General features: G+C 51.1%; 9 protein-coding genes. 4 read left to right on the forward strand and 5 right to left on the reverse strand.

Going from position 1 to position 11,008, the window contains the following annotated elements; all coding sequences use genetic code 11:
- Positions 1-2: 2 nt before the first annotated feature.
- The 3 genes from QW71_RS31625 to QW71_RS31635 all read right to left on the reverse strand — a co-directional run bounded on the left by QW71_RS31625 (position 3) and on the right by QW71_RS31635 (position 4,359).
- Positions 3-1,601: a response regulator gene (locus QW71_RS31625; RefSeq protein WP_235441607.1), complete on the reverse strand. Its 1,599-nt coding sequence runs from the start codon at positions 1,599-1,601 to the stop codon at positions 3-5.
- The gene (locus QW71_RS31630) at positions 1,602-3,404 is read right to left on the reverse strand and encodes a sensor histidine kinase (RefSeq protein ID WP_039309002.1); all 1,803 of its coding nucleotides are present in this window, start codon (positions 3,402-3,404) and stop codon (positions 1,602-1,604) included.
- Between the two features lie 76 nt (positions 3,405-3,480).
- Positions 3,481-4,359 carry an AraC family transcriptional regulator gene (locus QW71_RS31635; RefSeq protein ID WP_306766079.1) on the reverse strand — a complete coding sequence of 293 codons (879 nt, stop codon included), beginning with the start codon at positions 4,357-4,359 and terminating at the stop codon, positions 3,481-3,483.
- A 103-nt stretch (positions 4,360-4,462) separates the two neighbouring features.
- Between QW71_RS31635 and QW71_RS31640 the strand changes: the two genes are divergently transcribed.
- Complete coding sequence (locus QW71_RS31640; RefSeq protein ID WP_039309004.1) at positions 4,463-6,001, forward strand: sulfatase; 1,539 nt, start codon at positions 4,463-4,465, stop codon at positions 5,999-6,001.
- Between the two features lie 84 nt (positions 6,002-6,085).
- Here the strand turns inward: QW71_RS31640 and QW71_RS31645 are convergent, their stop codons facing one another.
- On the reverse strand, positions 6,086-6,619 hold the full coding sequence (locus QW71_RS31645) for a chromate transporter (protein WP_039309006.1): 534 nt from the start codon (positions 6,617-6,619) through the stop codon (positions 6,086-6,088).
- Positions 6,620-6,633: 14 nt separating this feature from the next.
- The gene (locus tag QW71_RS31650) at positions 6,634-7,269 is read right to left on the reverse strand and encodes a chromate transporter (protein WP_039309008.1); all 636 of its coding nucleotides are present in this window, start codon (positions 7,267-7,269) and stop codon (positions 6,634-6,636) included.
- Positions 7,270-7,489: 220 nt separating this feature from the next.
- On the opposite strand from QW71_RS31650, the gene QW71_RS31655 reads away from it, so the two are divergent.
- The 3 genes from QW71_RS31655 (at position 7,490) to QW71_RS31665 (ending at position 10,877) form a co-directional block, all read left to right on the forward strand.
- A complete protein-coding gene (locus tag QW71_RS31655) occupies positions 7,490-8,680 on the forward strand; it encodes an ROK family protein (RefSeq protein WP_039309010.1) in 1,191 nt (396 codons plus the stop codon).
- A 24-nt stretch (positions 8,681-8,704) separates the two neighbouring features.
- Positions 8,705-9,859, forward strand: coding sequence for an anaerobic sulfatase maturase (locus QW71_RS31660; RefSeq protein WP_235441609.1), 1,155 nt, complete (start codon positions 8,705-8,707; stop codon positions 9,857-9,859).
- 163 nt (positions 9,860-10,022) lie between these two features.
- Positions 10,023-10,877, forward strand: a complete 855-nt coding sequence (locus QW71_RS31665) for a YihY/virulence factor BrkB family protein (RefSeq protein ID WP_039309013.1) — start codon at positions 10,023-10,025, stop codon at positions 10,875-10,877.
- Positions 10,878-11,008 lie beyond the last annotated feature (131 nt).

An 11,008-nucleotide genomic window follows, 5' to 3' on the forward strand; every position in this document is an offset into this window, starting at 1 on the left:
TTTCATTTCGCAGCAGGCGGACGGCTCACAAAGGCATGCGGCGTCGTGCCGGTCAGCTCCTTGAATACTTTGAAAAAATAATTGTACGTAGTGAACCCGACCTGAATACTAATTTGCTTAACCGTGTATTTTCCGCTTTCGAGCAGTCTGCAGCTTGCATCAATACGGACACGGTTCAAATATTCGGAGAAGGTCGTCCGCGTCTCTTCTTTGAAAATCCGGCTTAAGTAAGACGGGTTAAGCCCGATCAGGTCAGCGGTCAGCTCCAGCGTAATGTAACTCTGATAACGTTCCAGAATAAGCTGAACCGCCTGGGACACATGCCTCGAATAGGAGCCTTGCGCCTGTCTCCGGCGGAGCCGGCCCAGCAGACCTTCGTAATAAATTATCAGCCACCGTTCCAGCCCGGCTACGCTATTGATATTGCCGAGTTCTTCCCGGGACGGCAGTCCGCCATCTCCAGCTTCATCTCTTGTTAAGGTCTTTTCCCCTATGGCCAGCAGCTCGCTGACAATCATCTGCACACTTTGCGAATGAAGCGGATGCTTCTGGACAGAGGCGAACGCACCGGTAATTGAGCGCTCTACCTCTTCCATATCCAGCCGCTCAATGGCTAGAAGCAGCTGCTTCTGATTCCCGATCGTCATCAGGAGGCGGGGATCGTTAAGACTGCTATCCAGCTCCTGCCGTATAGCAGCGTTATCGAGGACACGTTCGGCCGAATGGTAACTGTCTTCGAGCTTGGACAGGCTGCTGCACATATGGCCTATGGCATAAGTGCATTTCAAATTCAGGAATAGCTCAAGCGAATGGCTGACATTGCTCATCAGCCGGCCAGCTTCGCTGGCGGCAGCCTGCTCGCTCCGTTCTCTGAAGGCGAACAGGATGGCCAAACGGCCATTTTCCACATAAACGGCCATCCGCTCGGGCAGATCGCCAAGACTCTGCTGCATTAGTTCTACTGCCTGCCGGACCAGACCGTTAATCTGCACATCACTGCGTGTCTGGGTCAACAGCAGGAAGGGGACGATTTGGACAGCGGCGGCCATATAACAGACCACACCAGGCGAAAGTCCGCTCAGCCGCATGCTCTTGTCAAGTATGGCGGCAGCCTCCGGCTGGCCGGCCAGCAGCCGGAGCGTCTGCTCACGTAAACTTTCAGTTCTGCTGCCCGCATCCAGGCTCCCGTCCTCCAGCCGCAGACCCGATGTTTCGGTCTCCTCCTCCAGCTCCCGGGCAGCCTTCTTCAGAATGGCGATCAGGGATTGGTCATTCAGGCGGTGTTTCAGCAAATAGTCGGCAGCCCCGTTCCTCAGGCATTCCCGTACATAATCATAATCATCATAGCTGCTGAGCATAATTGTCTTTACAGCCGGATACCGCTCCCGGATAGTCCGCTGCAGCTCCACTCCGTCCATACCAGGCATGCTTACATCTATAATTGCGATATGCGCCTGCAATTCTTCAAGAGCCTGGAGCGCCATCGGCCCGCTATAGGCTTCTCCGCAAATCTCAAAACCATGACTCCGCCAATCCGTCATCGTAGACAGATGATGATGTACCAGCGGTTCATCATCCACCAGCAGTACTTGAATCAACATTCAACCTGCCTCCTCTGCGGATCGTTCATCCGTACGAATCTCCGGCAAACGAATGACCACCTTGGTATACAATCCTTCTTCACTGAACAGCGTGATACCGTACGGCTCCCCGTACATTCTGCAGATTCGTTCATGCACATTCCGCACGCCGATTCCGCTGAAGCGCGACGCGCTTCCCTCCCTGCCGGATTCCAGAAGCAGCCGCATTTTCTCCCGCGACATCCCCGGCCCGTTATCCATGATTTCTATGAACAGATCCCCGCCCTCCCCGTATACTCTGATCAGAATAAGTCCGCCTCTGGCCGACGGGACAACCCCGTGCAGGATGGCATTCTCCACAATAGGCTGGAGCATCAGCTTAAGCACCCGGCATTCCAGCAACTCATCATCTTCCACTTGAACCTGAACCGTTATCGGCTCCATATACTTGTATTTCACAATCGACATATAGCAGTTCACATAATCCAGCTCTTCCCTGACGGTAAGAAATTCACTTGAATTCCCCAGCACCCCGCGCATAAGCTCGATTAAAGATCCAGAGACCTCTTCAATATTCGGCACACCGTTCAGATTAGCCAAATACTTGATGGTATTGAGCGTGTTGTACAAAAAATGAGGACGGATCTGTGCCTGCAGTGCCGTAAGCTCAGCTTCACGCTTCGCCTGCTCGCTGATCCGGATATCCTGCATCAGCCGCTTCAGATCATCAATCATGCTGATGAACACAGTGTAGAGTTCACCGATTTCGTCTTTCGAGTTAATCTCCATACGCGGAAAGGATAAATTACCGTCCTTCACCCGCATCATCATCGTTTTGAGCCGCCGGATTTGCAGTGTAGTCCTGGAGGACATCTGCATGGCTCCCAGCAAAACTGCGACAAAGACGATAACTGATACTTCAACCATCAGATTCCGGACCTTCACCGATTCACTCACGAGAGAATCCAGAGGAATAAGCGCCCGGGTAATCCAGCCGGTGTGCCCGGAGCGGCGGCTGACGACAATATAGGACTTACCGTCAATCTTCTGCTCTGCCGCCTCTTGAACAGCTGTTCCATCAAGCTGCGGAGCGGTATATATCGTTCTTGTCATTTGCGGCGAGAGTGATGCAGGGGCAGAATCAGACTGGTATACCAGCTCCATCTGTTCATCCAGTACATACAGGACACTGTCCGCTGTCGGCTTGACGCCATACGTGTTGCGGATGAAATCATAGTTCAAATCCACCATCACCACACCAATGGATTCCCTGTTATACCGGATGACACGGCCGACGGAAATCACATCCGAGCTGCCCTCTTGTTTGAAATAAGCGTGGCGTTCCCCGTTGTTTAACATGTAGTCCATCGCCTGCGTCTGCAGGAAATTACGGTCAATCCAAGGTCCCCCGGTGAAGAAAACCTTACCGTTCAGGCCTATTACAGCGATGCGTGTTATATAAGGCTTATAACCGATCAGACCTGACAGAAATTCATTAATCCGCTTTTGCTCCAGAAACCACTCGTAGCTGATTTCCTCGCTGGGGCTCAGCAATATATCAATTACCGTATTTTTATTTGTAACGGCAACCGTGTTCAGACGATCGATCTCCTCAAACATAAGATTCAGGGATTCGTCGGCTTGACGGATACTGTCCGCAACCGAAGTAATGGCGTTATGCTTAATCGTCTCACGCATATTCAGATAGATAATAGAGGTGATCGTTACAATAGAGAATAGACTGAGCAGTCCGAACGCGATGAATATTTTCCCCTGAATCCCCAGCTTCGGTGATATTTTATTGCGCAGAGCTGTAAATCTCATTCTCGGTCTCTCCTTCACATGAGGGAAATGACTTTCAGTAAGCGCTATCATATTATCAGAAAACAAAACCGTGCCGTTATCCGCCTCCAGCTGAACGGGTATGCAGCGGGGATGTCTTGTAGTAGGACTTGAATGCCCGGGTAAACGTATACAGGTTGGGATAGCCGAGTGACAAGGCGATTTCCGTGATTGAAGCATCGGTTTCGGCAAGCAGCCGTTTAGCCTTACCCATACGGATGTTCTGGATGTACTTCTGCGGAGATACGCCGGTCTGGCTTGTAAAAGCACTGGTGAAGTAGGATCGGTGTACACCCGCATACGAGGCAACCTGCTGGACGGATATCCCTTCAGTAGCATGGAGGTTCATAAATTCCATACACTCCCCTACCCAGCCTGAAGGTGATGGTGTATCAGCGGGGAATGCTCCAGGCATCAGGCCGGCCAGCAACTCGCAGGTCTGTCCCTGAAGCTCCAAGGACACAGCCGGGTCCCACCGCCCGTACCTTGTCATTGCCCCGAATATACGTTCCAGCATATCCTTTATACGGGATGTCACCTTGCCAAGAGCAAACGGCTTCTCAGGCACCATCCCGGTCAGCTTCAGCAGCGGCAACACCCTGCTTCCATCCAGTGCAAGCCAGCTCATCTGCAGCGGTGATTCCGCAGGAATAATGTAATAATGATACGTCTGATCCGGAAACAGACAGAACATGTCGCCCTTTTGCAGTTCAATGTGCTCATCTCCATAGTTAAGGCCAACCTTTCCTTCATACACGAAATGAAGGCTGTAGCACTCGATCCTTTTGGGACCCACCCTGTAGTTCGGCTTAGCCTGACTGCGGCCGGCACGGACAGGCCATAGCTGTCCCTCCCTATCCAAATAGCCGGGTGAATAATAGATAAACTCGGCATATTCATATTCGTATTCCTGCAAATTGCGCAACACTCCTGACATATCCCCACTCCCTCCATCTAACAAAATGACAATTCAGATCTAACATCAGGCTATTTAAAAAATGTTGTTTTTTCAATATTATCATAATAGGAGGCGATAACCATTGTCCAGTAGACCTAACATTTTACTAATTACCAGCGATCAACAGCATTGGAATACCATCGGTGCCTTCCAGCCCGAGATCTCCACCCCGAATCTGGACCGGCTGGCACAGCAAGGGACAACTTTCGGCCGGGCTTATTGCCCGAATCCAACCTGTACGCCAAGCCGTTCCTCTATCATCACGGGAATGTACCCGAGCCAGCATGGGGCATGGACACTCGGAACGAAGCTATTGGAGGACCGCCACACGGTAGGGGAAGACTTCAGTGAAGCGGGTTATCAGACCTCGCTGATCGGCAAAGCCCATTTTCAGCCCCTGAAGTCCACGGAGGAATATGAATCGAAGGAAGCTTACCCGCTGCTGCAGGATTTGGATTACTGGAGCGGTTTCCACGAGTCCTTCTACGGATTCGACCATGTGGAGCTTGCCCGGAACCATACGAACGAAGCTCATGTCGGCCAACATTATGCCTTATGGCTGGAAGAACAGGGCTGTCACAATTGGCGGGATTATTTCCTCCCTCCAACAGGGACAATGGACCCGTCTGCAACCTACACATGGCCCATTCCGGAGAAATATCATTACAACACCTGGATTGCAGAGCGGAGCAAGGCCCGCCTGGAAGAGCATCAACAATCAGGAGATCCGTTCTTTCTCTGGGCCAGCTTCTTTGATCCGCATCCTGAATATCTGGTGCCGGAGCCCTGGGATTCGATGTATAACCCTGACACGCTGACTATTCCTTCACTGACGCCCGGTGAACATGACCGGAATCCGCCGCATTTCGGCATGACACAGGAAGACAACCCCGACTTCTCGCAGTTCATGGAAACCGGCTTCGGCATTCACGGGTACCGCTCCCACCTGTATTATGAATACGGGAATAAAGCGCTCCTGACGGACTACGACAAAAAGAAACTGGTAGCGGTCTATTACGGAATGATCAGCATGATGGATAAGTATATCGGCAGCATTCTGGATAAGCTTGATGCACTCGGACTCGCCGAGAACACACTCGTCGTCTTTACAACCGATCACGGGCATTTCTTCGGACAACATGGTCTGCAGGCCAAAGGAGGGTTTCATTACGAGGATTTAATCAAGCTTCCGTTCATTGTCAGATATCCCGGGCATGTTCCAGCAGGCAGACAGTCGGATGCGATCCAGTCACTCGTTGACCTGGCACCTACCTTCTTATCCTTCGCCAATCTTCCCGTTCCTTCGTCGATGACCGGTGTGGATCAGAAGGACGTATGGCTGGGCCGCAGGAATCAGGCGCGTGACCATGCCATTTGCGAATTCCGGCATGAGCCCACGACCATTCACCAGAAGACATATATTGATGCAAGATATAAAATTACGGTCTACTACAATCAGCAGTACGGCGAACTCTTCGATTTAGGGCAGGACCCGCACGAACTTCATAATCTGTGGGACGAGCCGGAACATGGGCAGCTGAAGACTGAGCTTCTGCTGAAATATATTTGGGCGGAGCTGGGCAAGGAACCGCTGCCTATGCCGAGAATACATCATGCCTGAAGCAGGCCGGTCCATGGAGACATAAGAAAGCGTGAGCAAGGGCTCCTCCCTTCGCTCACGCTTTTTTTGGAATAATATATTTAGTCAGAAAATAACAATGCCTGCTACCGCCGACAGGAGGATCACCGCAAACGGATGCATCTTATATTTGGCAACAAGAACGAGACATCCGCCGCAGATCAGCAGCGAGCCCGCCATTGTCCAGCTTAACCAGGACCCGCTTTGTCCGCTAAATGCGAAATGAACCGCCGCATAGAGAATCAAGCCGGTTACAATCGGACGCAGTCCGTAGAATGAAGATCTGACCCAGTCATTGCTCTGCAGCTTCAAAAAGAAGACAGCGATACAAATGACGATAATAAGCGATGGCAGAATAATGCCGACCGTTGCCGCTATCGCTCCCCCCAGCCCGGCTTTGGAGTATCCGATCAGGGTCGCGGTATTCGTCGCGATGGAGCCCGGAGCCATCCCAGCCAAAGAAACGATTTCCTGAAAAGCGCCGCTGCCCATCCATCCTTTTTCGGAAACCTCCCGCTGAATCAGCGTAATAACCGCATAACCGCCCCCAAAAGAAACTAACCCCACTTTCATAAAAACCAGCAACAGCTCCCACAGCATAAGATAATCACCCTTCAGATGTAGTATTCAGGAAACTGCAAGTCATGGCGTTCCTCCGTTCTCACCTTTTCCGTAACTACGCTCATCCCCTGTTTCTTTTTGTACAGAACCACCAGGACTCCGGCTGTCAGCCCGCCCACAATCAGATAAAACGGATGAATCTGCGTGAACAACAGCAAGGCCAGCGATACAGCTACAAGCACAAACGTCGCCGCGTCCAGAACAGAAGCTTTCCACATCTTACCGGCCGCAACAATAATCAAGGCTGCTACCGCAGCATGAATGCCCTTCAAAGCAGCTTCTACCTTGACGTTGTCTTTGAATATAAGCCTGAGGCCGCTGAGGAGAAACACGATCAGGAAGGTAGGCAGTGTTATTGCAGTGACGGCAGCAACGGCTCCGGCCACTCCGCCAAGACGATAGCCGATAAACGTTGCGCTATTGACGGCCACCCCTCCAGGAGCGGAACCGGACACGGATATCATGTCACCCATTTCCTCTTCGTTCATCCATCCCTTTTTTCGTACAATTTCTTCTTCGATGGTTGCAATCATGGCATAACCGCCTCCAAAGGTGGAGGGTCCAATTTTGAAAAATACGCAAAAAATACTCCAAAGCAAATTCATTTTCCTGCCAGCTCTTTGCTTCATTCCAGTTCACCCTTACATTCTTTTCTGCTCTCCCAAGAGATGTCACTTGTATTTTAGCATAATTAATTTCATTTTGGATTAAAGTCATGAATTTTATTGTAAATATTCTGTTAATACTTCATAATCAGAGTGTATAAAGTCTTCTTTTTGTTGAATAAAAATCATTTTGGAATTATCTTAGGTATTCCTACTAATAAACTTGGAAATGGAGATAAGCCTGATGCTGCCCCACCCTAATGCGTCTATCAAAAAACAGGTCTATGACCGCATATCCTATCTGGGAACTGCCTCCAAAGCCGATTTGTTGAATGATTTTGCACTGACCAGCAGCAGTATGACACGTCTTCTTGATGAGATGTCATCCCAGGGGTTAATTATTGCCTCCGGGCTGGGAACCTCCAAAGGCGGGAGGAAGCCCATCCTGTTCCAGTGTAACCCGGCATACAGGTATCTGTTCGGGCTGGAAATTTCCCGCATTCATTCTTCACTTGGCTTGTATGATATGCATTTCAATCTGCTGTCTATGACCCGGTGGACAATGGATGATAGCATGACGCCCCCGCTTCTCGCGGATCATGTTGCGGACAGTGCCCGGGCTCTTCTGTCGGAGCATGGAATATCGCCAGGCAGCGTTCTGGGGTTGGGGATAGGCGCTGTCGGTCCCTTGAACTCAGAACGCGGGATTATTCTGGAGCCGGAGCACTTTCCGGCCGCCTCCTGGACAAATGTCCCCATCTGCGAAATGCTGGAGGAACGGCTTGAAATACCGGTCAAGCTTGACAATGGCGCAAACTGCGCCCTCATCGGTGAGCACCGGGCTCTTAAGTCCAACAATTATCAGCACATCCTGTATGTACATGCCGGAACAACTATAAGATTCGCGATGATGTCCGGCGGCCATATCGTTCGGGGCGCCTCCGGGGCAGAGGGTGCGCTGGGTCAGATGATTATCCAGACCAACGGACCCAGACTGCACGGCAAAGGAAACTACGGAGCCCTTGAAGCCTTCGTGTCTGTTCCGGCGCTGGAAGAGCGTGTACGCACACAGTTAAAGATTGGACGCAGCAGCTTACTATCGGAACTTTCTCCGGAACAGGTCACCTTTTCCTCCTTATCTGAAGCTCTCCAACAAGGGGACAAGCTCGTTACTGAACAATTCACGGAATCGTCTGCGTACCTGGGAATCGGGCTGGCTAATCTGATTAATACCCTTCATCCGGAGTGTGTCGTTCTGGGCGGCCCCCTGGTCCGGGCACATCAGCTTGTGTTCGACACTTCGGTTGAGGTCGCCAGGAAGAACACTTATCCCTCCCCCGAGAACAGTCCGTTTTTTACGCAAGGATATCTTAAAGAAGAGGCCGTAGCCACCGGAGCGGCAATCATGCTGCTAAATGACTGGTATGTGGAATAAATAGGAAGACAGGAGGGGATTGCTGTGTCTCTCAATTGCGCTGCCGGTTCTCAGTCCGGTTTAGGTGTCATGTGGAAGACGGTATCAGAGGATTGTAATCTGGCTTGCGACTATTGTTATTACAGTACCTGTGGAGGGAAGCCCGGACCGGCAATTAACCGGATCGATACTTTCATTCTGGATAAATTCATCCAGGATTATATGCGGCACAGCTCAGGCAGTGCCACCTTCGCCTGGCAAGGGGGAGAACCGCTGCTGGCAGGCTACGAATTCTTCGAAGAAGTCGTATACCGCCAGGCTCTGCATGCCCCGCCGCATACGGTTATCAGTAATTCCCTGCAAACCAACGCCACACTGATCAACGGGCGGTGGGCTGCCTTCTTCAAAACTTATCATTTCCTGATCGGAGTCAGTCTGGACGGCCCGCAGCAGATTCATGACTCACGCCGGGTGAATGCCGCAGGCAAAGGCAGTTATAGCCAGGTTATGAACGGCATCGGCCATCTTCGCCGGCACCAGGTTGACTTTAATATTTTGACAGTAATTCATAAAGGAAATGTGGGCAAAGCCCGGGAACTGATGGCGTTCTACCGGGAGCAGGACTTCCGGTTCATTCAGTTTATCCCCTGCATGGACTTCAGAGCCCAGCAGGTTGATCAGCCGGGGGAATATGAAATTTCAGCGGACGAATACGGGGAATTCCTGTGTGAAGCCTTCGACGAATGGTATCAGGACGGCAAGCCCGAAATATCGGTACGGTTCTTCGATAATATGCTCAGCGTCTACCTGGGCGGGGAAGCGGAATCCTGTGTACACCGTGCAGCATGTCCTTCAAGCCTGGTGCTGGAGCAGAACGGGGACGCCTTCCCCTGCGATTTCTACATCAATGAGGAGTGGAAGGTCGGCAACGTTGCCGAAGATTCCATTGCGGATATGCTTGCCCATCCCAACTTTAGGCGGTTTCACCGGATGAAGCCCGTTCTCCCGGACAAATGTCAATCCTGCGAATGGCAGCGGTTGTGTTATGGCGGATGCCCCCGGAACCGGAAATGGAACACGGAGGAAAGCCGCAACGGTCCAGATTATTTTTGCCAGAGCTATATGCGCATCTACGCTTACGCTGATGAGAGAATGCAGAAGCTGGCAGACCGGCTGCGTCTTCCCAAGGTAATGCCTTAACTTGTTCCGTAATTAATAGTCCACTGCCATTCTGTTTCTTACCTCCCCCTGTGTTAAAATAAGACCAAGCTTGCTGAACCTAAGGATAATTTTGTGTGAGACACATATATATGGATATATTTTCATAAACAAGCCTATACCGCAATAAGCCAAGGAGGGCTCTATGAGCAGAAGGACTGCCGGTTCCGGCGGCATATTCACATTCATCAAACAGCTGCTGCAAAAAATCAAAGCCGATGACGTCCAGGGGATCAGCGCACAGCTGACCTATTATTTGATTCTGTCGCTGTTTCCCTTTCTGATCTTCATTATGACCCTGATCGGGTACGCGAATATTTCCCTGGAGGACAAAATCCAGCAGCTGGAACAGGTGATGCCTGCCGAAGCCGTCTCTATTATAGAAGAGATTCTGCAGGATGTGTCCGAGGGACGCAGTCAGGCGCTGTTATCCTTCGGGATGCTGGCTACACTCTGGGCCGCTTCCAAGGGGGTCAATGCAATCATTAAGGGGCTCAACCGCGCTTACGACATTGATGAGAGCCGGGCCTTCTGGAAAATAAGAGGGATCGCCTTCCTCGCTACCCTGACGATCGGTTTTGTCGTACTGCTCAGCATTCTGCTGCTTGTCCTTGGTACATGGCTCAAGACACAGGTCTTCCTGTTGACCGATCTGCCCTACGGTTTCCAGAAGCTATGGGATCTGCTGCAATACGCCGTGCCGCTGCTGGTCATGTTCATTGTGTTCACCCTGCTCTACTGGATCGCCCCAAGCCGCAGGCTGGCTCTGCGTGAGGTGGTGCCCGGTGCATTGTTCTCAACCCTCGGCTGGATTATTACATCAGTCCTCTTCTCCATTTACGTTAATCAGTTCAGTGATTTCACCAAAACCTACGGCAGTCTCGGAGGCGTAATGATTCTGCTCATCTGGCTGTATATCAGCTCGATTATTATCCTCGCCGGAGGCGAGATTAACGCGATCTTACTCAAACGCAAGGTTGACGGAGCCACGGTAAAATAACCGGATTACCAGTATTTTTAACAGCAACTAATTTTGGGCTGCATCCGCTGGGATCAGAGGGATGCAGCCTCATTAGGCTCATCTACCCTATCATTGGCACATTGTATTCGGTTTTTCGCATACATTCGGCT

The organism is Paenibacillus sp. IHB B 3415, assembly GCF_000802655.2.
In the GTDB taxonomy this organism is placed as follows: Bacteria; Bacillota; Bacilli; order Paenibacillales; family Paenibacillaceae; genus Paenibacillus_AQ; species Paenibacillus_AQ phytohabitans.

What these genes read in the sequence shown, in the direction of transcription:
- QW71_RS31625 (WP_235441607.1), bottom strand. Translation starts at nt 1,601, where the DNA reads ATGTTGATTCAAGTACTGCTGGTGGATGATGAACCGCTGGTACATCAT.
- QW71_RS31665 (WP_039309013.1), top strand. Translation starts at nt 10,023, where the DNA reads ATGAGCAGAAGGACTGCCGGTTCCGGCGGCATATTCACATTCATCAAA.
- QW71_RS31655 (WP_039309010.1), top strand. Translation starts at nt 7,490, where the DNA reads ATGCTGCCCCACCCTAATGCGTCTATCAAAAAACAGGTCTATGACCGC.
- QW71_RS31650 (WP_039309008.1), bottom strand. Translation starts at nt 7,269, where the DNA reads ATGAAGCAAAGAGCTGGCAGGAAAATGAATTTGCTTTGGAGTATTTTT.
- QW71_RS31635 (WP_306766079.1), bottom strand. Translation starts at nt 4,359, where the DNA reads ATGTCAGGAGTGTTGCGCAATTTGCAGGAATACGAATATGAATATGCC.
- QW71_RS31645 (WP_039309006.1), bottom strand. Translation starts at nt 6,619, where the DNA reads ATGCTGTGGGAGCTGTTGCTGGTTTTTATGAAAGTGGGGTTAGTTTCT.
- QW71_RS31630 (WP_039309002.1), bottom strand. Translation starts at nt 3,404, where the DNA reads ATGAGATTTACAGCTCTGCGCAATAAAATATCACCGAAGCTGGGGATT.